This window comes from Sphingomonas sp. NFX23 (assembly GCF_049887795.1).
GTDB lineage: Bacteria > Pseudomonadota > Alphaproteobacteria > Sphingomonadales > Sphingomonadaceae > Sphingomonas.
In genome coordinates, this window is the sequence record NZ_JAGEKH010000010.1 from 1 (window position 1) to 23,079 (window position 23,079).

Below are 23,079 nucleotides of genomic sequence, written 5' to 3' on the forward strand. Positions count from 1 at the left end.
TTAAGGTTAAGGGTCCGTTAGCAACGTCCCCCAGCTGGGCCCCGGCCTTCGCCGGGGTGGTGTTAGAAGGGTATGGCGAGATGTCTGTACGATCCGCCCCCCCTCCCCACGCCCCCCCCCTAATCATTGACACGCGCGCGCGCGATACTCACTAGTCCGGCATGACAACGCCTGACTCGTCGCGCACCATTTCCCTGCCCGCAGACCTCGGCAGCTACATCGACGAATTGACCGGCGGAGGGCATGGCGACGCCGCCGCCATCGTCCGCACCGCGCTCCAGCAGATGCGCGACCGCGACGCCGCCTCGGCCGCACCAGCGGAAATCCTGATCGGCGGCGGCGAATGCGGGATGCTCGTCCGCCAGCGCGACTGGAGCGCGACCTCGCTCGGACCGATCGACTCGTGGCCCGCCGAACTCCGCGTCACGCTCGCCAACATCCTCAACTCGCCCGTCGCCAAGGTCGTAATGTGGGGCCCTGAGCACATCATGCTCTACAACGACAGCTACCGCGCCGTCGCAGGAGACCGCCACCCCGCCGCACTCGGCAGCCCGGTCGCGACCGCGTTCCCCGAAGTGTGGGACTGGAACCGCGCGGTCCTCGAAACAGGCCTGCGCGGCGAGACCGTCGCCTACCGTGACCAGCCGATCCCGTTCCAGCGCCCCGAAGGCCTCGAGACGCTGACGCTCGACCTGTTCTACACGCCCGTCTATTGCGCCGGTGGCACAGTCGGCGGCGTCCTGTGCACGATGGTCGACAATAGCGGCCGCGTCGAAGCCGAGCACCGCCTAGCCGCCAGCGAAGCCGAACTGCGCCGCGTCACCGACGCCGTTCCGATGCTGATCTCGTACATCGATCGCGACCACGTCTACCGTCTCGCCAACGCGCAATATGACGAATGGCTCGGCGTCGCGCCCGAGTCGATGATCGGCAAGTCCGTTCGCGACGTGCTCGGCGACGCGGTCTACCAAGATCGCCGCCCGTCGTTCGAGCGTGCGCTCGCCGGCGAGAGCTTCATCGCGCAGACCGTCTTCCCGCACCGCGACGGCCGTCCGCGCCGCTCCGAATTCCGCTATGTTCCGCATGTCCAAGCGGACGGCGCGGTCGCCGGTATCTACGTGCTCGGCATCGACGTCGAGGACCGTGCCGAACGCGAGGCCGCACTCGGCATCAGCAACGGCCGCTTCCGCACCGCGATGGACGCGGTCCACGGCGTGCTCTGGACCAACAGCCCGGACGGCCGGATGATTGGCGAGCAACCCGGCTGGGCCACGCTCACCGGCCAGTCGATCGACGAATACCAGAATTTTGGCTGGGCCGACGCGATCCACCCCGACGACGTCGCATCGACGATCAAGGCGTGGACCGCCGCGGTCCTGAACAAGTCGATGTTCGTGTTCGAACATCGCGTCCGTCGGCATTGCGGCGCATGGCGCACGTTCGCCGTACGCAGCCTGCCGATCCTCGATTCAGGCGGCGAAGTCATCGAATGGGTCGGCGTCCACACCGACATCACGCATCAGCGCGCAGCCGAGGCCGCCTTGCGCGAACAGGCCGAAGCGCTCGCCCGCCAGGTCCGCCACCGCGAGCGCGCCGAAGATCAGCTCCGGCAGCTCAACGAGACGCTGGAAGCGCGCGTGATCGCCGAGATCGGCGAACGCCGCGAGGCCGAAGCCAAGCTCGCGCAATCGCAGAAGATGGAGACCGTCGGCAAGCTCACCGGCGGCGTCGCGCACGACTTCAACAATCTCCTCCAGGTCGTATCGGGCAATCTCCAGTTGCTCGGCAAGAACCTCGCCGGCAACGAGCGTGCGGAACGCTGGGTCGCCAACGCGATGGCTGGCGTCACACGCGGCTCGAAACTCGCCTCGCAATTGCTCGCATTCGGGCGTCGCCAGGCGCTGGAGCCCAAGGTCGTCAACGTCACGCGGTTCGTGCGTGGGATGGACGACATGCTGCGCCGCGCGATCGGCGAAGGCGTCGAGATCGAGACGGTGGTCGGCGGCGGCCTCTGGAACACCTTCATCGACCCCGCGCAGATCGAGAACGCGCTGCTCAACCTCGCGATCAACGCGCGCGACGCGATGGACGGCCAGGGCAAGCTCACCATCGAACTCGGCAACGCGCATCTCGACGACGCCTATGCCCGCAGCCACGAGGAGGTCGAAGCCGGGCAGTACGTCCTGCTCGCAGTGTCCGACACCGGCAGCGGCATGAGCCCGGAAATCATCGAGAAGGTCTTCGAACCGTTCTTCTCGACCAAGAGCGAAGGCAAGGGCTCGGGCCTCGGCCTGTCGATGGTCTACGGCTTCGTCAAACAGTCCGGCGGCCATGTGAAGATTTATTCTGAGGTCGGCGAAGGCACCACGATCAAGCTTTATCTGCCGCGTGCGATGGAGAGCGAGGATTTCGAGGTCATCGCCGATGCGGGGCCGATCTGCGGCGGCACGGAAACGGTGCTGGTGGTCGAGGACGACGACGAGGTTCGCACCACCGTGGTCGAGCTGCTGACCGACCTCGGCTACAGCGTCCTGAAGTCGGTCGACGCGGCCAGTGCGCTCAACGTGGTTGAGAGCGGCGTGCCGATCGATATCCTGTTCACCGACGTGGTGATGCCCGGAACCCTCAAAAGTCCGGAACTCGCGCGCAAGGCGAAGGAGCGGCTGCCCAATCTCGTGGTGCTGTTCACGTCGGGCTATACCGAGAACTCGATCGTGCACGGCGGCAAGCTCGATGCCGGCGTCGACCTGTTGTCGAAGCCGTATTCGCGCGAGGCGCTGGCACGGAAATTCCGCGACGTGCTGGCCAATCGGCAGCGCGGCGACTCGCCTGCCGCCAAGGTCGCGCGCGATGCGCGGATCGAGGCGGAGCGACGGCTCGACGCGTCGGCACGGCGCACCGTCCTGCTGGTCGAGGACGACGAGATGATCCGCGCGAATACTGCCGAAATGCTGCAGGGCAGCGGCTTCGTGGTGGTGGATGCCGCCAGTGCGGAGGATGCGATGACCGCGCTTCAGACCGTGCCGATCGACGCGCTGGTGACCGACATCAACCTCCCCGGCGTCTCTGGACCGGACTTCGCCCGCACCGCGCGCGCGCTGCGGCCGGGTGTGGGGATCGTCTTCGCGAGCGGGGACACCGCGTCGGTTGAGGGCGATACGGATGCGATCATGCTGGAGAAGCCGTACGGGCTCGATGCGCTGACGGCGGCGGTGCTGGCATCGTTGGGTGAGACGGCGCTGGCGGAACCGCTTGCGGCGGAACGGGTGGACTCGGCGGAGTAAGCCGGTCGCAATTGAACGATCCTCCCCCGCCAGGGGGAGGTGGCAGGCACTTGCCTGACCGAGGGGGCGGCGGTGCAACCGATGTTCCGTGTCCTCCCCCTCCGTCACCTTCGGCGACACCTCCCCCTGGCGGGGGAGGATCACTCGATACGGATCTCGGCTTTCGCGAGCCTCTTCGAAACTAGGCTACGCGCCGCGGCAATGCCGCGTCGTCGGACGGGGCTTTTGGCCCCGCCGGCCGGGCGTGATGCCGGATCCACGCCGGAGCTTTCGCTCCGGCTTGGGCATCACGCCGCAAATTGATTCATCGTATTATGCGCTCCCCCAGCCTTCAGAGCCGCGTCACCTGCAAAATACTCCTTATGGTCATCGCCAAGATCGGAGCCCGACATGTTCTGGTGCTTCACGCAGGCAATGCCCTCACGGATTTCCTTGCGCTGGACCCCCTTCACATAACCGAGCATCCCCGCATCGCCGAAATACTCTTTCGCGAGATTGTCGGTCGAAAGCGCCGCCGTGTGATACGTCGGCAGCGTGATCAGATGGTGGAAGATCCCCGCCCGCTTCGCCGAATCCGCCTGGAAAGTGCGGATGCGTTCGTCGGCTTCGTCCGCGAGCGTCGTGCCGTCGTAATCGACGCTCATCAGCCGCGCGCGATCATAGGCGGAGACGTCCTCACCCGCCACCGACCAGGCATCGAACACCTGCTGGCGAAAGTTCAGCGTCCAGTTGAAGCTCGGCGAGTTGTTGTAGACGAGCTTTGCGTTCGGCACGACCTCGCGGATGCGATCCACCATGCCGGCGATCTGTTCGATGTGCGGCTTCTCGGTCTCGATCCACAGCAGGTCCGCGCCGTTCTGTAGCGACGCGATGCAGTCCATCACGCAGCGATCCTCGCCGGTCCCCGCACGGAACTGGAACAGGTTCGACGGCAGGCGCTTGGGACGGAGCAGCTTGCCGTCGCGGTTGAGGATGACGTCGCCGTTCTGCGCGGTCGCCGGGTCGATCTCCTCGCAATCGAGGTACGAGTTATACTGGTCGCCCAGGTCTCCCGCTTCCTCGCTGACCGCGATCTGCTTGGTGAGGCCAGCGCCGAGCGAGTCGGTGCGCGTGACGATGATGCCGTCCTCGACGCCGAGTTCGAGGAACGCGTAGCGGCAGGCGCGGACCTTCGCGAGGAAGTCCTCGTGCGGCACGGTGACCTTGCCGTCCTGGTGGCCGCACTGCTTCTCGTCGCTGACCTGGTTCTCGATCTGGAGCGCGCAGGCCCCCGCCTCGATCATCTTCCGCGCGAGCAGATACGTCGCTTCCGCATTGCCGAAACCCGCATCGATGTCGGCGATGATCGGCACGACGTGCGTCTGGTGGTTCTCGATCGCGTTGAGCAGGCACTGTTCCTCGATCGCGTTGCCCGATGCGCGGGCGGCGTCGACGTCGCGGAACATCATGCCGAGTTCGCGTGCATCGGCTTGGCGGAGGAAGGTGTAGAGCTCCTCGATCAATGCGGGGACGCTGGTCTTCTCGTGCATCGACTGGTCGGGCAGCGGGCCGAACTCGCTCCGCATCGCCGCGACCATCCAACCGGAGAGGTAGAGATAGCGGCGGTCGGTGGTGCCGAAATGCTTTTTGATGCTGATAATTTTCTGCTGCGCGATGAACCCGTGCCAGCAGCCGAGCGACTGGGTGTAGTGCGCCGGATCGGCATCATAGGCCGCCATGTCCTTGCGCATGATCGCCGCGGTATAGCGCGCGATGTCGAGGCCGGTAGTGAACCGGTTCTGCAACCGCATCCGCGCGACGGACTCGGGCGAGATCGCGTCCCACGTTCCGTTCTGGTCGGCGATGAGGTTGGTCAACTGGGCGATGTGGGTCTGGTAGGTCACGGGCGATCCTCGTCTGCTGCGATGATCGACGTGTAGGTATATTTACATGGTTAAGTGGCCAAATCGCCCCGAGATTGGCGTGCGCGTGTAACGAACGCCGCTTCCCGAATGTGACGATGTAAACTTCGTGACACAAGGCGGATTCGGCGCGGCGTCGAATGTCCTGATCGATATCAAGTCTTGCAAATTCAAGACCAAGGCGGCGGAACATAGGTCTTCGGACACTGTTGGAAGGACTTCGCAGCCAGGAGACGGTGATGACTGAAAGCGATCCAAGAGATGATGCTCCACTAAGCACGTCCAAGCGAAGCGACGCCGTAGCGGACGCTACGCAGCACCTTGCGGACGGCAAGGGCAGCAGCATCGTTGCCCGTGCGGTTACGATCAATCGCCCGGTCGGCGAACTGTTCGCCTATTTCCGCGATTTCGCGAACCTTCCGACCTTCATGGAGAATGTCGAGCGTATCGACGTCCTCGACCAGCGCCGCTCGCATTGGGTGGTCAGGGGTCCAGCGGGCAAATCCTATGAATGGACGTCGGCGATTACCGACGAAGCGCAGGACAGCTTCATCGCATGGTCGTCGGAGGATGGCGCCGATGTGCCTAACAGCGGCCGCGTCGAGTTTCGGGATGCGGGCGCGCGCGGCACGGTGGTCGTTGCGACCATCCTGTACGATCCGCCGGGTGGCGTGATCGGCAAGTTGATCGCCAAAATGTTCCAGCGCGAGCCTGCGATTCAGGCCCGCCGGGACCTGCGCCGTTTCAAGCAGTTGATGGAAACCGGCGAGATCGCGACTGCCGCGATGAACCGCAAGCAGCATGAAGAGGAACTCGCCTGATGCGCGCTCTGGCATGGCACGGTAAGCACGACGTCCGCGTCGATACCGTCGACGATCCCGAAATCGTCAACCAGCGCGACTGCATCATCAAGGTCACCGCGACCGCGATCTGCGGTTCCGACCTTCATCTGTACGACGGCTATATCCCGACGATGCAGGCCGGCGACATCCTCGGCCACGAGTTCATGGGCGAAGTCGTCGAGGTCGGCGCCAAGTCGACGCTGAAGAAGGGCCAGAAGGTCGTCGTCCCGTTCACGATCGCCTGCGGCAGCTGCTACCACTGCGGCAAGCATCAGTATTCGGCGTGTGACAACGGCCTCCCCGCCGACAACCAGGACATCGCGCAGGAAATCTACGGCCAGCCCATGTCCGGGCTGTTCGGCTACAGTCACATGACCGGCGGTTATGCCGGCGGACAGGCGGAATATGTCCGCGTGCCGTTCAGCGACGTAGGGCCGATTGTCATTCCCGACGGCGTCGAGGACGAGAAGGTGTTGTTCCTTTCCGACATCCTGCCGACCGGCTGGATGGCGGCAGAGAATGCGCAGATCGAACCCGGTGACACGGTCGCGGTCTGGGGCTGCGGCCCGGTCGGGCTGTTTGCTGTCCAGTCGGCCTTCCTGATGGGCGCCGAACGCGTCATCGCGATCGACCACTTCCCCCACCGGCTGGAGCTTGCCAAGAAGTTCGGCGCCGAGACGATCAACTATGAGGAAAGCGCGGTCTACGAGGCGCTGATGGTGATGACCGGCGGGATCGGTCCCGACGCCGTCATCGACAGTGTTGGGCTCGAGGCACACGGCTTCTTCGTCGACAACGTCGTCGATCAGATCAAGGCGTCGACATTCCTCGGCACCGATCGGACGCATTCGATCCGCCAGGCGATCATCGCGTGTCGCAAGGGCGGGCGGGTGTCGATGCCTGCGGTGTACGGCGGGTTCGTCGACAAGTTCCCGCTCGGTGCCTTCATGGAGAAGGGGCTGACGCTCAAGACCGGCCAGACGCACGTCCAGCATTACATGCCCGCGCTGCTCAACGCGATCATGGAGGGCAAGATCGACACCACCTTCCTGATCTCGCACCGCATGGACCTGGAGGACGCCCCCAAGGGCTATGACATGTTCAAGAACAACCAGAACGAAGTGACCAAGGTCGTGCTCAAGCCCGGCTTTAATTGAGGATATCTGACAATGGCTGATAAATTCGCAATCATCACCGGCGCGTCGACCGGTATCGGTTTCGAGCTGGCGACCCTGGCGGCGAAGGACGGCTACGACATACTGGTCGTAGCCGACGAGGCGTTGATCGACGCCGCCGCGCAGGACTTCAAGCAGTTCGGCACCGATGTTCAGTCGCTCCAGGCCGACCTCTCGACGATCGAAGGCGTCGACCAGTTGCTTGCGGCCACGAGCGGCCGGACGATCGATCTGGTCTGCGCGAATGCCGGGCGCGGGCTCGGCAAGGCGTTCCTCGACCAGGATCTGGCCGAGTGGCGCAAGGTCGTCGACACCAACGTGATCGGCACGGCGTATCTGTTGCAGAAAACCCTGCCGCCGATGGTTGCGCGAAACGCAGGCAAGGTGCTCGTGACCGGATCGATCGCAGGCTACATCCCCGGTGCGTTCCAGGCCGTGTATAACGGTACAAAGAGCTTCGTCGACAGCTTCGTCGCGGCGATCCAGAACGAGATCAAGGATACGGACGGCGTCACGCTGACCAACTTGATGCCCGGCCCGGTCGATACCGAGTTCTTCGACCGCGCGCACATGCTCGACACCGACGTCGGCACCGATCCCAAGAAGAGCGATCCGGCCGACGTCGCCAAGGACGGTTGGGACGCGCTGATGTCCGGCAAGGCCGCGGTCGTGTCGGGCTGGAAGAACAAGGTCCAGTCGGCGATCGCCAACGTCACGCCCAACGCCGTGCTCGCCGAGATGCACCGCAAGATGGCCGAGCCCGGCACTGCGAACGATTGAACGACAGTTTCAACAGGAGAGAGAAGACCATGACACGATTTCTGACTGCCGCCGCGCTGATCGCGCTGCCAATCGCCGCCGTCTCTGCACAGGCACCGATGCCCGCATCGACCTACGTGATGAAGGCCGGTGCCGGCGACCTGTACGAGAAGACGTCGAGCCAGATCCTGCTCGAGACGACCACCAATCCGAAGCTCAAGAGCTTCGCGCAGATGATGATCACGGACCACACCAAGAGCACCGAGGACGTAAAGGCCGCGGCGATGGCGGCGCATGTGAAGGTCGCACCGCCCAAGCTCGATCCGATGGGTGCCAAGAACGTCGCGGCACTTCGCGCGGCGAAGGGCACAGCGCGCGACCGGCTGTACGTGACGCAGCAGAAGGCGGCGCATGCCAAGGCACTGACGTTGCAGCAGGGCTATGCCGACAAGGGGACCGTGGCGGGCCTGAAGACTGTTGCAGCCGGGATCGTACCGGTCGTCCAGTCGCACATCACCGAACTGCAGACGATGTAATCATACGGCGTCCTATCGACAGCCATTTACAGACGGCGCTCGCTTCACAAAGCGGGCGCCGTTCTGCATTCGGAACTCCTAATCGTCTGGAAAGCCATCCCCGGCCCCGCTAGGTCAGCGCCATGGAAACCGATATCGCCATCGCTCGCAGCGTCGCCCTGCGCCCTATCGCCGCCATCGCCGCGAGCCTGCAGATTCCCGACGACGCGATCGAGCCTTATGGCCGGTACAAGGCGAAGATCTCGCTCGAATGGCTGAACGCGCGCAAGTCTTCGCCCAACGGCAAGCTCATTCTCGTCACCGCGATCAACCCGACCCCGGCAGGCGAAGGCAAGACCACGACCTCGATCGGCCTCGCCGATGCGCTCCGCCATACCGGGCGCAAGGCCGTGCTCGCCCTTCGCGAACCCTCGCTCGGGCCCTGCTTCGGGACCAAGGGCGGTGCGACCGGTGGCGGTCGTGCTCAGGTGGCACCGATGGAGGATATCAACCTCCACTTCACCGGCGATTTCCACGCGATCACCGCGGCGCATAATTTGCTCGCGGCGATGATCGACAACCATATCCACTGGGGCAACGCGCTCCAGATCGACGTCCGCCGCGTGGTCTGGCGGCGCGTGCTCGACATGAACGACCGGGCGCTGCGCGATATCGTCCAGTCGATCGGTGGCGTCTCGAACGGTTATCCGCGCGAGTCAGGCTTCGACATCACGGTCGCGTCGGAGGTAATGGCGATTCTGTGCCTCGCCGACGGGCTCGCGGACATGGAGCGACGGCTGGGCGATATCGTCGTCGCCTACACGCGCGACCGCACGCCGATCACCGCCCGCGACCTGAAGGCGGATGGCGCGATGGCGGTGCTGCTGGCGGAGGCGATCAAGCCGAACCTCGTCCAGTCGCTGGAGGGGACGCCCGCGTTCCTGCACGGCGGGCCATTCGCCAACATCGCGCATGGTTGCAACTCGGTGATCGCGACGCGGGCGGCGCTGTCGCTCGGCGACTACGTGGTGACCGAGGCGGGCTTCGGCGCGGATCTTGGCGCGGAGAAGTTCTTCGACATCAAGTGCCGCCAGGCGGGGCTTGCCCCCGACGCGGTGGTGATCGTCGCGACGGCGCGCGCGCTGAAGATGAACGGTGGCGTCGCCAAGGCTGATCTGGGGCGTGAAGACGTCGACGCGGTACGTCGCGGTGCGGTCAATCTCGTCCGGCATATCGAAAACATCCGCCAGTTCGGCGTGCCCGCAGTCGTCGCGATCAACCATTTCTACACCGACAGCGATGCGGAGATTGCCGCGATCGTCGAGGCCGCCGCGCACCACGGCTCGCGCGCGATCCTCTGCCGACATTGGGCCGAGGGTGGTGCCGGTGCGGTCGAACTGGCCGACGCGGTCGCCGAACTTTGCGACGGGCACGGGGGCGGGTTCGCGGCGATCTATGGCGACGAACTGTCGCTGTTCGACAAGATCGACACCGTCGCCCGCCGCATCTATCGCGCCGAGCACGCCGTCGCCGAGCCGAGCGTACTCGCGCAGTTGAAGCGCTGGGAGGATGCGGGATACGGTCACCTGCCCGTCTGCCTCGCCAAGACGCAGTACAGTTTCTCGACCGACCCTGCCCTGCTCGGCGCGCCGACCGGGCACATCGTGCCGGTGCGTGAAGTCCGGCTCGCGGCAGGTGCCGGGTTCGTAGTCGCGATCTGCGGGGAGATCATGACGATGCCAGGCCTGCCGCGCGTACCCGCGGCGGAAGCGATCCGGTTGAACGAAGACGGGCTGATCGAAGGGCTGTTCTAAAAACCCTACAATCCTCCCCCGCCAGGGGGAGGTGGCTGGCCCTTGCCAGACGGAGGGGGAGGAAAACGAAACACAGGTTCCGTGTCCTCCCCCTCCGTCACCTTCGGTGCCACCTCCCCCTGGCGGGGGAGGATCAGCAGCCCCTACCCGAACATCCGCTTCATCGAACGTTCGAGCATCACGAATTGCCACAACGTCCGACCATGCTCAGCACGCCCCATCCGGTGCTCGTCGGCGATCCGCGCGATCGTCGCCATGTCGAACCACCCCGTCTCGCCCAGCGTACGCGATTTGGCGAGCGCCGACGCTTCCCCCGCCAGCGCACCACGGAACCAAGCGCTGATCGGCGTCACGAAGCCCATCTTTTGGCGATAGAGAATGTCGCGCGGCAGATACGGCTCCATCGCTTTCTTCATCAGCCATTTGCCCTCGCCGTGCCGCAACCGCATGGTCGCCGGCAGCGTCGCGCAGAACTCGATCAGGCGGTGGTCGAGCAGCGGTTCGCGCGCTTCGAGGCCGACCGCCATGCTGGTCCGGTCGACCTTGGTCAGGATGTCGCCGGGCAGCCAATGCTTGACGTCGGCATATTGTGCGCGGTCGATCGCGTCGCGGGCGGGCGCGTTCGCCATCGTCGCGACATAGCGGTCCTCGGCCCGGTACCCACCGAGCTTCGCGCGAGCGCCGGCGTTGAATAGCTGCGCGCGGAGTTCGGGCGTGGTGACGCCAACCGAGCGCGCATACGCCTCGCCGCCACCTTGCGCGAGCGCGAGCAGCGTCGACTTCGCGCGCAGCGGTCGCGGCGCCCAGTCGGCCTTCGGATACCAGCGGCCGAGTGTCCCGAAGACGTCGGCGCGGAGATGCGACGGCAGCAGACCGCGGACGCGCTCCTCGACCGACTGGAACTTGTAGCGGCGGTACCCAGCGAGTGCTTCGTCCGCCCCGTCTCCGGACAGCGCGACGGTGACGCTCTCGCGGGCCAGCGCGCAGACCTGGTAGGTAGCGAGCGCGGATGCGTCCGCGAAGGGCTCGTCGAAGCTCGTGACCAGCGTATCGATCAGCCCGAAATCGCCCGACTGGACGACTCGCTCGCGGTGATCGGTGGCAAAGCGCCGCGCGACGGTGTCGGCATAGCTGCGTTCGTCGTGCCCAGCTTCGTCGAACCCGATCGTGCAGGTGCGCACCGCCTTGGGGCTCGCCTCCGCCATCAGCGCGACGACCGCGGAACTGTCCACCCCGCCCGACAGGAACGCACCAAGCGGCACGTCAGCGACCATCCGCGACCGCACCCCCGCCCGCATCCGGTCGACCAGTTCCTCCCCCAGCGCCTTGGCCGAACCGGTTGCGCGGTTGGAGAAGTCGACGTCCCACCATTTGCGCGGCTGCGGGACCGACTTGCCGCGTTCGACCAGCAGGAAATGCCCAGCCGCGAGCTTCTTCACGCCCGCGACCATGCAGGAGTCATCGGGGACGTACCCGAACGCCAGGTAATCCTCGACCGCGCCCAGATCGGGTACGCGGCGGAGTTGTGGATGCGCGAGCAAGCCCTTCAATTCGGACGCGAACGCCAGCGATCCGTCAGCCAGTTCGACATAATATAGCGGCTTCACGCCCATCCGGTCGCGCGCGAGGAACAGCGCGTGCGCGGCGGTGTCATGGATCGCGAAGGCGAACATGCCGTTCAGCCGATCGAGCATCGACGGCCCCCAGGCGCGCCACGCATGCAGCAGGACTTCGGTGTCGCCAGACGTCCGGAAGATCGCACCCTTGGCGGTCAGTTCGTCTCGCAGTTCGGCGAAGTTATAGACCTCGCCATTGTAGGTGATCGTCAGCGAGCCATCGGACATCGGTTGCGGCGAGCCTTCGAGGTCAATGATCGACAGGCGGCGATGGCCTAGGCCTACGCCCGGCGCAGTCCAGATGCCGTCGCCGTCGGGGCCGCGATGCGACAGCGCCGCGATCATCGCGTGGACGCGGTTCGGGTCGACCGGCTTCGGTGTGCCGGGGTGGAAGATCCCGGCGATGCCGCACATCTAGCGCATCCCCGCGGCGTGATCGGCGACCGGCGCGATCGGTCCGAGCGCGGCGAGGAAGCGCGCGATAGGGCGCGGATCGGCGCCCTCGACCGACAGGTGGATCGCCACCGCGCGTTGCGGCCCCCCGAGCAACCGCGCCTTCATCGTCTCGATCTTCACCAGCGTTTCGTCCTGCGTGGTCGCGTCGCCGACCCGGTACCACGTCGCGACGATCCGCTCTACGGGTCCGGGCGCAGTGATGCGCATGACGCTTCCGCCTTCGATATTGGGCAAATCAGCGACGCGGACCCAGCGATCTTCCTCGCGCAGCACGCCGGTACCGTAAGCGATCAGTTCCTTGCCCTCGTGCTGACTGCCGAACACCGCGATGCTCATGTCGACCTGCGCACCGGTCGCGTCAGCATAGCGGCCGAACAGATAATGGTCTGCGCCGGGGTAATAGGGCGTCCACGGCGCGCGCGTGCTGATGGGAACGCGGTGCCAGCCGGCGATATCGGGTAGGTCGATATGCGCGGGAAGTGGCTGTGCGCGGCTGGCGACTGCTGCGCTCCAGGCCGGGAACGCGGCAACCGTGGCTAAGACCAACGCCGTCGCGATGGCGAGATCGGTCCGTTGACGGGGTGTGACCTGGAGTTTCGCCGGATCGAAGGCGAGATCATCGGGCGCTCGGTCGAACCAGTGCCAGCCGATCGCCATCACGCCCGCCATGACCAGCGCGAAGAACACCCAGCCATAGACGATATGATCGATCCCGGTGGCGGCCTCGACCGAAGTCAGGTCCGCCGCCCAGATCGTGCCGAACGCGCGGAAGCCGTTGGCGATGACCGGCACGACGACCGACACGACGAGGAACACCGCACGGCGCTTCCACGACACGAAGCAGAGGTTGGCGACGAGCACGCCGAACGCGACCATAGCGATGACGAACTTGGCGCCCGAACACGCCTCCGCGACCTCGAAATAATAGCGCCCGGCGTGGATCAGCACGCCGTCGACCACTGCGGGTACGCCGACGAGGTGAAGCAGCGGCATGACGATCGCGACCGTGACGCTTTGCAGCGGCGGTTCGAGACCTTCGCCGAACGGCACGAGGAAGAACGCATACGCGAGCGGAAAAAGCAGCCCGCGCGCGACGTTGGGGCCGAGGATCGTCACGACCGCGCCTTGCAGCATCATCACGAGCCCGAGTTGGCGAGCGAACCCAACGGAAGCAGCGTCGCCCATCAGCCAGCCGCCGCCCCCGATTGCGACGAGTGCCAGGCCGGGCCACCAGCCGGTCGGGGTCAGTCCGGCCAGTTCAGTGCGGCGCTGCCACACGAGCCATGCGATCACCGGGCCAATGAAGAGGCAGTGGCCGAAGGTGGTGCTGGTCCACCAGATATGCACGAGATCGGCGACGTCGGTTCGGAACGTCAGGAGTATCAGCACCGTGACGACCGCAAGCGCGACGCCGTGGCGACGCCATGCGGTCATGGCGCGAGGCCGAGCAACGTGTCCAGCGGCGCGAGGCGGGCGTCCCAACCGTAGCGGCGGATGACTTGCGCTCGGGCGGACTGACCGAGCGTCGCAGCGATGTCGGGCGCTTCGAGCAGGTCGCAGATGCGGTCGGCAAACTCCTGCGCCGTCGTGGCGACCCGGATCGTGCCGGCATGATCGATGCCCTCGGCCGCGGCCGTGGAGGCGACGACGGGGCGGGCCATCGCCATCGCCTCAAGCACCTTATTCTGGATGCCGCGTGCAAGTTTGAGCGGCGCGACGCAAACGTCTGCGGCGGTGAGCCAGCCTCGAACGTCGACGACCGCGCCGGTGACGGTGACGTGATCGCTCGCGAGCGCTTGGACGGGGGCGGCAGGCGCGCGGCCGACGATCGCGAAGTGGGCGGGGTAGCGGTCCCGGACGAGCGGAAGGATGTGGCGCGCGAACCACGTCACCGCGTCGATGTTCGGACGGTAGTCCATCTGGCCGGTGAAGACGATGAGGGGCAAACCACTTAAAGGCTCTCCCCCGGCAGAGGCCGGGGTCCAGTTGGGGGACGTCGGTAACGACGGATTGCGCTCCGTCACAGCGACCTCTCCAACTGGGCCCCGGCCTTCGCCGGGGTGGTGGCTCTCGGTAAGTTTCGTAAACTCAGCCGCCGGATCGTACTTCGCCGAATCGATGCCGTTCTCGACCGCAATGATCCGCCCGGTTGCCCCACCCTCCCGGAACAGTGCAGCTTCAGCCTCGCTGACGAACAGGCTGGCCAACACCCTGCCCGCCACCTCGCACTCGAACGCGCCGAGCAGCCGAGCCTCGCGGCGCATCATCCACCGCATCGGCCCCGATACATCGTCTGCAAACCCGCTGAACTTCGCGGAATCGACATCGACGAAATCCATCAGGACCGGCGAACCTCCGACCGGCAGATACTGTGCCATCTGGCCGGAGAAGCAGTAAACTGCGCTTACGTCGGGCAAGACACGATCGACAGCATCCTGCATCGCGGCGCTCGCAAATGCAGTCAACGAAACGGGCTTACCGGTCGCGAGCGCCTCGATCGCGGCACGTTTCTGCGACTTCCGACGCGGCAGAATCGTGTAACTCGCCAGCATATTGGTGAACACCGCCGGCGGATCGACGTCGGCCTCGTCGTCAGCGAACGCCACCAGATGCACCGGCGTTCGTTTCGCCAGATACTGGAGAATATGGAAACTGCGGATCTTGTCGCCCCGGTCGGGCGGAAAGGGAACGCGGTGCGCCAGGAAGAGCAGGCTCACCCCAGGCCTCGAGAAATCCACGGTCCTGCTGCGTTGGCCGCCCAGAGCGGTAGCTTCTTCCACGTCCGCACCATCAGCGCGTATTTCGGGTTCAGCGGGTTCACCTCGCGCGCCGGCCCGTTGCTGCGCTTGGCGTAGAGCCGCGGTTCAGGCATGAATCCCCAGTTCTTCTTGAACGCCGCCGCCCCCGTGCCGGTCTTCGAACGGCCAAAGTCGAACCGCGTGCAGCCCCGCGCGCGCGCATGCGCCATCAGTGCGAAATACATCCGGTCATTGGCGCGCAGTCCTCGCGCGGCATCAGTCCCGCCGCCCCAATAGGGATAGACGGTACCGTTGAAATACAGGCTTAGGACGCTGGCTACCGCGCGGCCTTTGTGTCGAACGGTAAGAACATCGACGTCCATCATGCTCGCGACGCAGCGGAAAAGCTTGGCGGGAAAAACAGGTGTACCGAGATTGCGAACCGACTCCGCATAAACGCGGTAATGCTCGGCGAGCAGTTTCCGATCGTTGCCGATGACGATTTCAAGGTCGAAGCCAAGCGCCCGACGGACTTCGGCACGCTGCTTTCGAGGGATCGCGAGCAGTTCCGCATCGTCGTCCGCGGCTAGATCTCGAACGAAGCCGAGATAGCTGGTGTCGTCGCTATCCCAGCCGCTTGGCGCAGGACCGCCGCGTAACTCGACCGACGGACAGCTGATCCGCAGCGCGAGGTTCCAAGCCCCCGCCGACAGCGCTTCGACCGCGTCACCCAGAACGCCGCCATCGACACCGAACCCGGTCGACGCCAGCGCGCGCCCGAACAACGGCGAACGCATCTCGGTTAACGGCAGCACGCCATCGATCGCGCCTTCGCTCTCCAAAACCAGATAGTGCGCGCGCTGGCCGCAACCGTCCTGCACCGCGAGGCTCCAGGTTGGCAAATGGAACGGCGTAGCGCCGCCGCTTGCCTCGACGAACGCCGTGATCCGAGCGCACTCGGCCGGATCGCGAAGGTCCGCTTCGCGCACACCGACGGGCATCGGCGCGGTCACGCCAGCCGCGCCGCTTCGCGCGCGACGACCGTATCGACCCGGCCCCATTCGTGGCGATCGAGCAACCCGCGCAGCTTGCCCGCCATCGCACCCAGCCGCGAGTAATGACGGATCTTCGAACGCATCGGTGCCGCATCGACTCGCGGCTGCGACGGGTCGATCTCCCACGGGTGGAAGTAGAACATCGCCGGACGGTCCTCGCGATTGACCTGCCGTACCGCGAGATCGGTGATCGCCGCAGGGAGCAGGCGGAAGAACCCGCCGCCGGTCGCCAACTTGCGCTCGCCGAACTTGGCCACCGTCACCGGGACCTCGATCAACGCGCTGTCGCCGAGCGGCTTGAACCCGTAGCGCGGCGCGTCGAGCCAGCCGTAATGATCATGCTTCACCGGCGCGACGCTGGAGGAATAGGCATAGCCCGCCTCGGCCAGTTCGACGTGCGCCCAAGGCGTCCGCTGGTCGATCGAGAAGCTCGGCGCGCGATACCCCGTGACCTTCGTCCCCGCCGCGTCCTCGATCGCCACCCGAGCTCGCACCAGATCGGCGCGGAAGAGCTCGGGCGTCATCGTGAAGACGCGTTGGTGGTCCCAGCCGTGACTGGCAACCTCATGTCCGGCGTTGACGATGCGGCGGATCAGGGCGGGGTAGCGGTGGGCTACCCAGCCTAAAGTGAAGAACGTTGCCTTCGTGTCGCGCTCGGCGAACAGGGCCAGGACCGCGTCGGTGTTGGCCTCGACGCGCGGCTGGAGCGAGTCCCAGTCGGCCTTGTCGATCACCTTTTCGAACGCGCCGACCTGGAACCAGTCCTCAACATCGACGGACATACCATTGAGAACAGGCATTTCAGGCAGCATCGTGCCAAGCGGCCACACCGCGGATCGGTGCGTATTCGGGCTTAGTATCGTCGCCCTCGACCCAGTCGACCAGCAGCGTCAGCACGCGACGTAGCGCCTTGTCCTGCATGTCCACCCGCGCCTCGAGTTCAGCGAGCCGCTCCTCGACCGCAGGATCGATGCTCGGCGTGTCGACACGCGGCTCGGAAACGGGTTCGCGCGGTTCGTGCGCGTTACGCGCACCTTTTCCCCGGTCCTGCGCAATCATCGGCAGGTCGCCCTCAAGGTCACGTTGCACCGCCCGCACCGTATCGCCGTCGATCACCGTGAGGTCGTCGATCGCCGCGTGCAGCATCACCCGCCCGGCAAGCTGGTTCAAACGACGCGGCACACCAGCCGACCCGGTGAAGAACGCCGCGAACGCGTCCTCGGTAAAATCGGGGTTCCCCGTCCAGCCGACCACCGTCAGGCGGTGCGCGAGATAGTCGGAAACCTCATGCTCCTCCATCGGATCGAGATGGTGGATCGCGATCACGCGCTGGCGAAGCTGTTCGAGACGCTCCGAGCCGTGGAGCCGGTCACGGAACTCGGGCTGGCCGAGCAGGACGATCTGCAACAGCGCGTGGCCGCCGGCCTGGAAGTTCGACAGCATCCGCAGTTCTTCGAGCGCATCGACGGGCAAGGCCTGCGCCTCGTCGACGATCAACAGCGTCCGCTTGCCGGTGCGCGCGACCGCGTGCAGCCCGCGCTCGATCGCGGTGAGAAGCTCGGCCTTGCTCAGCCCAGCGGGATCGACCTGCAGGTCGGTAGCGACGATCCGGAGCAGGTCGTCCGCCTCGATCGCGGTCGAGACAAGCTTGATCGCGTTCAGTCGCTGAAGGTCGATCGTGTCCATCAGGTGACCGACGAGCGTCGTCTTGCCCGCGCCGATATCGCCGGTGATGACGATGAAGCCCTCGCCCTGCGCCAGACCATAGCCGAGATACGCCATCGCTTTGCGGTGGGTGGCGGTCTCGAACCAGAATTTGGGATCGGGGGTGAGCTGGAAAGGCCGACCCGTCAGTCCATAATGTTCATCGTACATAAGCTGCTCGCCTTCAGAACTGGTACCGCGCACCGATCAGCGCCTGCGCCGACCAGTCGCTGTCGAGGTCGCCGACCTTGAAGCTGTAAAGCCCGAGCGACGCGGTGGTGCCGAGACGCCCGAAATTGTGAAAATATGTCCCCGTCCCACCGTAAGACCACACGCCGGTATCTCCGGTGATGTCGTCGACGCCGCTGTCGTAATAATTGACGAACAGGTCGGCGTTGACGCCGGAAACCGGGGTCAGCCTGCGCGTGTAGAAGAGCTGGCCGTAATAGCTTTCGTCATCGAGACCCGCGACGACCAGGCCGGGCGCGAGCCGCGGTGCATAGAGCTTGCGGTTGGCGTAGCCGATGCCCGCGCCCCAGGTAGAGCGCCCGCGCGTCGCCGAGATCACGCCGTCGATTCCGCGCGCGCGGTAGCTGGCGGTCGAGATCGACTGGAACACGTCGTTGAGGCAGCCGCCCGGTTGCGCACCGGTGGAGCCGAACACGCAGCCATTGAACTGCTGGCCGAAACCCTGCTGGTTGCCGCTCAGGAAGCTGGTCGGCAGATTGCCGATACCGGTCCGGAGCTGACGGCCGAAGGTCTGCACGCCGTCATACACGTTGACCGCGAGGCCGACGGAGTCCGATGCCTGATAGGTCGCGGTGCCGGTGTAGCTGAGCGATCCGTAGCGGCGCCCGACATGCCCCTCCACCGAGGTTCGGCGATTGGGCCGCCAGACGACACCGGCGTCGTAATAGATGCCGTCGGTGCGGTAGGCGACGCGGCGCGGCGATGCCTCGTTGGTGACGAAGCGACCGTCGCGATCGAGCACGGGCGTGCCGGTCGCGTCGACGACCGGATCCTTCTGGCTCGTCTCAATCTTCTCGTAACCGACGCCGGCGGTGAGCGCGACATAGGGCGAGATCGGCTGGAGTATGTCGCCGCGGCCGTAATAGCCCTCGTAACGCTGCTTCAACTGGCTGGCGGTCTCGCGGTCGTAAGCGCCGCTGACCGTGAGCCCGAACGGCGCGATCGCACCAGGGCGCACCGACGCGCTCGCGGTCACGGTGTTGCCGATCGAATCGTCGTAATAGTCGAGCCGTTGCCCGCCCAGGCCCGCATCGCCGAACGTCGGCGTATCAACCTTGGTATAGCCGAGCCGGTAGTTCGCGTTCAGCGCCACCGGACCGGCGTTGCTGGTGAAGCTGGGGCCGGCATAGACCGAATAGATCTGGCTGACGTTGCTGACATTGCCGACGAGGACGCCCGGCGCCGCGCCGCGGATATCGGAGCGCGACCGCGTGGCGATACCGGCAGCCTCCAGCGTGAGGTTCGGCGTGACGCGGGCATCGACGCGCGCGAGGCCCGAATGGATATCATCGTCGCCGAGACGATCGCCCCAGCCGAATCGATGCTCGTACCGATAGCTGACTTGGCCCGAGATACGCTGGGTCTGGACCGCCGCGTCGACGCCGGCGGCGAGGCTGGTATAGGTCAGCACGTCGCCACCGTTGAGATCGGCGGACAACGTCTGGTTTGCCTCGACATACGGATTGATCGTGATGCGGCGCGACGATTGCGCGGGTTGCGTCGGCAGATCGGCCTGCGCGACGACCGGCGTCGCGGGCAGTGCGGCGAGCACGCAACCGCCGGCGATCAACGCCAGCTTCCGGGCCATACGCCTGGTGTGCAGTGTCCGCATCACGACGCGTGCCCGTAATAGCTACCGAAGCGTGCGCCGCCCTGGACGAACGACACGGCATTCAGCACGAGCTGGATATGCTCGCATCCGTCGAGCAGGTTCACTGCCGCCCGCAGTTCGTTCTCGGGGGTGTGGTCCGCGCGGACGACGAGCATCACCTGCCCTACCCGCATCGCCAGCACCGATGCCGGCGACGCCGCCAGCGCAGGGGGCGAATCGAAGATCACGACGCGGCGCGGATTGGCCTCGAGCAGGCGCGCGATCACCGACTTGGTCCGCGCGCTGGCGAGGAGTTCGGTATCCATGCTGGTCTTGGACCCGGCAGGCAGGATCGAGAGATGCGGCACGTCGGTCTGGATGACGAGATCCTCGACGTCGATCCGGGTATCGCCCAGCGCATCGAGCAGTCCGGGGCCATCGGTGAGGCCGAGCTGCGCGACGACATCGGGCTTGGCGACGTCGGCATCGACCAGCAGCACTTCGGTATCACGCTCGGCGGCGATCGAGAGCGCGAGGTTGATCGCGCAGAACGTCTTGCCGTCGCCGGGGCGCGCCGAGCAGACCAGGATCATGCGCGCCTTGTCGGCGCTCCCGCTCTCCGCGATCCGCGCGCCGGTGATCAGCAGCTGCCGCTTGATCAGCCGGAACTCCTCGGCAAGCGGGCCGACGGGCGCACCGGGGACGATCATGCCGTTCGCGGCCAGCATCCCGCGATCGATCCTCACGGTGTCGGATGCTTCGTCGGGCAGGTAGAATTCGTCGGGAAGCTCGTCACCGACCGGTGCGCGCAGTTCTTCCGGGATCGCCAGGAAGGTGGGGTCGACGAATTCGTGCGGCGGCTCGGCCTCGGATACCGGCGCAGACGCCGCAACAGGCGTCTCTTCGACCTGCGTTTCAAGCTTCGGCGACTCGGGTTCCGACACCTCGACGACTGGGGGGGCCACGGGCGCGACCGCGGGCGCAACCGGGGGCGCGGCGACCTGCGGCGGAGTCGGCACGACGGTACCACGCAGCCGGGCGTGCGCGTTGAAATCATACACCTTGGCCGCTCGTTCGAGCAGCGAGGGTTCGCGATCAGGCTTCGTCACGGTCATCCCCCTATGCCGCCAGTCCGCGCTGGAGGATCTCTACCCCCAGCAACAGGACATAGGCGACGCCCAGTGCGGCCGTACCGCCCAGGAACATCTTCAACTTGTGCCGACGCTGGCCGGATTGCACGCGCGTCACCACTTCGCCGATCGACCCGATCACCGGCATCCCCGCCGCCTTTTCGAGCCGCGCGGTCGTCGCGAACGTGGATCGCAGCTGCCCCATCGCGAAGGCCGCGCCGATCCCCGCCGCGAGTCCCGCGATCAGAACCCCCGTGAGTAGCAGCAATCTGTTCGGCGCGCTCGGCTTGCTCGGCATGGTCGGCGGATCGATCACGCTGAACTTCACGTGATCGCTCTGCGACTGCGCCTGGCCGACGATCGCGGTCTGCTCGCGCTGTTTGAGCAGCGCGTCGTACTGGTCCTTCAACACCTGATAATCGCGATCGATCGAGCCCTGTTCGGCGGCGACTTCGGGATCGCCCGACAGCTTCGAATTGAGCAGGTCGAGGTCGCCCTGCAACTGGCTGCGCCGCATCCGCAGCGAGGCGACCGTGGCGGTGCGATCCGCGACCATCGACTGGAGCGACGCGTAGAGCGGATTCTGCGCGCTGCCCCCTGCACTGCCGCCCGCCAGCGGCTCGCTGCGCGCCGCCGCAGTGGCCGATGCAAGCTGGCTTTTCAGCGCGATCACGTCGGGGTGGTTCTCGGTATAGCCGCGCGCGCGGGCATCGGCGAGCTGACCCTGGATCGCCTGGAGCCGTGCGCGCGCCGGCCCGGCCGCGCCAGCGACGCCCCCCGTCCCTGCGACCGTCGCCGGCGTCCCGGCCATCTGGCCCTGGACCGCGGCAAGGCTCGACTGCGCGGCGGCGAGATCGCCGTCGACCTGCGACATCTGCGACCGCGCGGCGCTGATCCGGTCGCTGACCGAACCCGTGCCGGGGAGAGCGCCGAGATAGCGATTCTGGAAGTCGGCGCGCTTGGCCTCGGCGTCGGCGAGCTGCTTCTGGCGCGAGGCGAGCTGCTGGTCGAGGAAGGTCAGGCTCTGCGTCGTCTTCGAGCGATCGCCGGCGAGGTTCTGCTCGACGAACAGGTCGATCAGCTTCTGCGTGATCTGGCGTGCGAGCTTCGGCGTCGCGGCGCTGGTCGTGATCTGGAACAGATTGTCCTGTTGCGACACGATCTTGATGTTCGGGGCCAGCGCCGCGACGCGGTCGGCGACGTCCCGGTCGCTCGACACGGTGTTCGCGAGATCGGTGCCGCGCACGACCTTTTCGAGGTTCACCGCGGAGATCAGCGTCGTGCGGATCGTGTCGACCGTCATCGGCGCGACCTGTGGCACGCCGTCCATGCCCGAGGGCAGGATCGTCTGCATCTGCACGAACACGCGCGCGGTCGAATCGTAGCGGCTCGGGATCTGCGACACGACCAGCCAGCCGAGCACGCACACGCCCCATGCCACCGCCAGCGCCAGCCAGCGCCGCGTCCAGATCGCATGGAGCGCAATCCGCACCTCGTCGTAGATCCCGTTCATCCCGATCGCCTCAGAACATCGATTCGGGGATGATGATCACGTCGCCCGGCGCGAGCCGGACGTTGGCCGACGAGTCGCCCTTCTTCAGCAGGTTGTTGATCTGCAACCCGAACTCGGTCTGCTTACCGGTCGCGCGATCGTAGCGCACCAGCCGTGCCTTGTTGCCCGCCGCATACTGGCTGAGCCCGCCGACCGCGATCATCGCGTCGAGCAGAGTCATGTTGGCGCGGTACGGGATCGACGCGGGCTTCTCGGTCGCGCCGACGATGCGGACCTGCTGGCTGTAGGTGCCGCTGAAATTCTCGACGATCACCGAGACGATCGGGTCCTTGATATAGGCCCCCAGCGCCTTCTTGATGTCGTCGCTGAGCATCGCGGGGGTCTTGCCGACCGCGGGCAGGTCGTTGATCAGCGGCGTCGTGATCCGGCCGTCGGGACGCACCTGGACCTTCGACGACAGTTCTGGATTGCGCCAGACGAAGATGTTGAGCTGATCGAGCGGGCCGATCACATATTCCTCGCCCGGCAATTCCTGCTTCGCGACGAACGAGGCGGGCGGCAGTGCGGGCGGCGTGCTGCCGGTGGTGCACGCGCCGAGCGTGGTCGCGGCGAGGCCTAGGGTCAGCAGGGATTTCGATACAGATCCGGAACGCATGGGTAACTTTCTCCTGGCGCCGCACCGTCCATCGGTTGCCCGACGGGCGGCTAACTCAGCCTTCGCTATGCAAGTAACAGGT

Annotated in this window: 17 protein-coding genes; 6 read left to right on the forward strand and 11 right to left on the reverse strand. The window is 65.8% G+C overall.

The genetic code is table 11. The features are described 5' to 3' along the window. The first annotated feature begins 161 nt into the window (after window positions 1-161). Window positions 162-3,284 (forward strand): PAS domain-containing protein, encoded by a 3,123-nt coding sequence (locus J4O76_RS21835; protein ID WP_426284202.1) that lies wholly within the window; start codon window positions 162-164, stop codon window positions 3,282-3,284. 287 nt (window positions 3,285-3,571) lie between these two features. On the opposite strand, the gene J4O76_RS21840 is transcribed toward J4O76_RS21835, so the two are convergent. Next, the gene (locus tag J4O76_RS21840) at window positions 3,572-5,167 is read right to left on the reverse strand and encodes an isocitrate lyase (RefSeq protein ID WP_426284203.1); all 1,596 of its coding nucleotides are present in this window, start codon (window positions 5,165-5,167) and stop codon (window positions 3,572-3,574) included. Window positions 5,168-5,424: 257 nt separating this feature from the next. Here J4O76_RS21840 and J4O76_RS21845 point away from each other — a divergent pair, with 257 nt between their 5' ends. The 5 genes from J4O76_RS21845 (at window position 5,425) to J4O76_RS21865 (ending at window position 10,290) form a co-directional block, all read left to right on the forward strand. Then, on the forward strand, window positions 5,425-6,006 hold the full coding sequence (locus J4O76_RS21845) for an SRPBCC family protein (RefSeq protein WP_426284205.1): 582 nt from the start codon (window positions 5,425-5,427) through the stop codon (window positions 6,004-6,006). Continuing rightward, window positions 6,006-7,184: a zinc-dependent alcohol dehydrogenase gene (locus tag J4O76_RS21850; RefSeq protein WP_426284206.1), complete on the forward strand. Its 1,179-nt coding sequence runs from the start codon at window positions 6,006-6,008 to the stop codon at window positions 7,182-7,184. The genes J4O76_RS21845 and J4O76_RS21850 overlap by 1 nt, the downstream gene beginning before the upstream one ends. A 12-nt stretch (window positions 7,185-7,196) precedes the next feature. Next, window positions 7,197-7,982: an SDR family NAD(P)-dependent oxidoreductase gene (locus J4O76_RS21855; RefSeq protein WP_426284208.1), complete on the forward strand. Its 786-nt coding sequence runs from the start codon at window positions 7,197-7,199 to the stop codon at window positions 7,980-7,982. A gap of 29 nt (window positions 7,983-8,011) precedes the next feature. Then, window positions 8,012-8,497: a DUF4142 domain-containing protein gene (locus J4O76_RS21860; RefSeq protein ID WP_253070626.1), complete on the forward strand. Its 486-nt coding sequence runs from the start codon at window positions 8,012-8,014 to the stop codon at window positions 8,495-8,497. 122 nt (window positions 8,498-8,619) lie between these two features. Continuing rightward, window positions 8,620-10,290: a formate--tetrahydrofolate ligase gene (locus J4O76_RS21865; RefSeq protein WP_426284209.1), complete on the forward strand. Its 1,671-nt coding sequence runs from the start codon at window positions 8,620-8,622 to the stop codon at window positions 10,288-10,290. A 143-nt stretch (window positions 10,291-10,433) separates the two neighbouring features. Here J4O76_RS21865 and J4O76_RS21870 read toward each other — a convergent pair whose 3' ends face one another. From J4O76_RS21870 to J4O76_RS21915, 10 genes are read right to left on the reverse strand one after another with little or no spacing between them, the layout of a single operon-like run. Beyond that, window positions 10,434-12,320 (reverse strand): XrtA/PEP-CTERM system amidotransferase, encoded by a 1,887-nt coding sequence (locus tag J4O76_RS21870; protein ID WP_426284210.1) that lies wholly within the window; start codon window positions 12,318-12,320, stop codon window positions 10,434-10,436. Beyond that, window positions 12,321-13,796: an exosortase A gene (gene xrtA, locus J4O76_RS21875; RefSeq protein WP_426284211.1), complete on the reverse strand. Its 1,476-nt coding sequence runs from the start codon at window positions 13,794-13,796 to the stop codon at window positions 12,321-12,323. Continuing rightward, window positions 13,793-15,079: a glycosyltransferase gene (locus J4O76_RS21880; protein WP_426284212.1), complete on the reverse strand. Its 1,287-nt coding sequence runs from the start codon at window positions 15,077-15,079 to the stop codon at window positions 13,793-13,795. Before J4O76_RS21880 ends, xrtA begins: the two co-directional genes overlap by 4 nt. Continuing rightward, complete coding sequence (locus J4O76_RS21885; protein WP_426284346.1) at window positions 15,076-16,101, reverse strand: FemAB family XrtA/PEP-CTERM system-associated protein; 1,026 nt, start codon at window positions 16,099-16,101, stop codon at window positions 15,076-15,078. Before J4O76_RS21885 ends, J4O76_RS21880 begins: the two co-directional genes overlap by 4 nt. Before the next feature lie 8 nt (window positions 16,102-16,109). Beyond that, window positions 16,110-16,937: an XrtA system polysaccharide deacetylase gene (locus J4O76_RS21890; protein ID WP_426284213.1), complete on the reverse strand. Its 828-nt coding sequence runs from the start codon at window positions 16,935-16,937 to the stop codon at window positions 16,110-16,112. A 19-nt stretch (window positions 16,938-16,956) separates the two neighbouring features. After that, complete coding sequence (locus tag J4O76_RS21895) at window positions 16,957-18,030, reverse strand: ExeA family protein (protein WP_426284214.1); 1,074 nt, start codon at window positions 18,028-18,030, stop codon at window positions 16,957-16,959. Between the two features lie 13 nt (window positions 18,031-18,043). After that, entirely contained in the window at window positions 18,044-19,696 is a 1,653-nt protein-coding gene (locus J4O76_RS21900) for a hypothetical protein (RefSeq protein WP_426284215.1), read from the reverse strand. Window positions 19,697-19,719: 23 nt separating this feature from the next. Continuing rightward, the gene (locus J4O76_RS21905; RefSeq protein ID WP_426284216.1) at window positions 19,720-20,814 is read right to left on the reverse strand and encodes an AAA family ATPase; all 1,095 of its coding nucleotides are present in this window, start codon (window positions 20,812-20,814) and stop codon (window positions 19,720-19,722) included. A gap of 4 nt (window positions 20,815-20,818) precedes the next feature. Next, window positions 20,819-22,342, reverse strand: a complete 1,524-nt coding sequence (locus tag J4O76_RS21910) for an XrtA system polysaccharide chain length determinant (RefSeq protein ID WP_056058096.1) — start codon at window positions 22,340-22,342, stop codon at window positions 20,819-20,821. Between the two features lie 10 nt (window positions 22,343-22,352). After that, the gene (locus tag J4O76_RS21915) at window positions 22,353-22,997 is read right to left on the reverse strand and encodes an XrtA/PEP-CTERM system exopolysaccharide export protein (protein ID WP_056058093.1); all 645 of its coding nucleotides are present in this window, start codon (window positions 22,995-22,997) and stop codon (window positions 22,353-22,355) included. Between the last annotated feature and the right edge of the window lie 82 nt (window positions 22,998-23,079).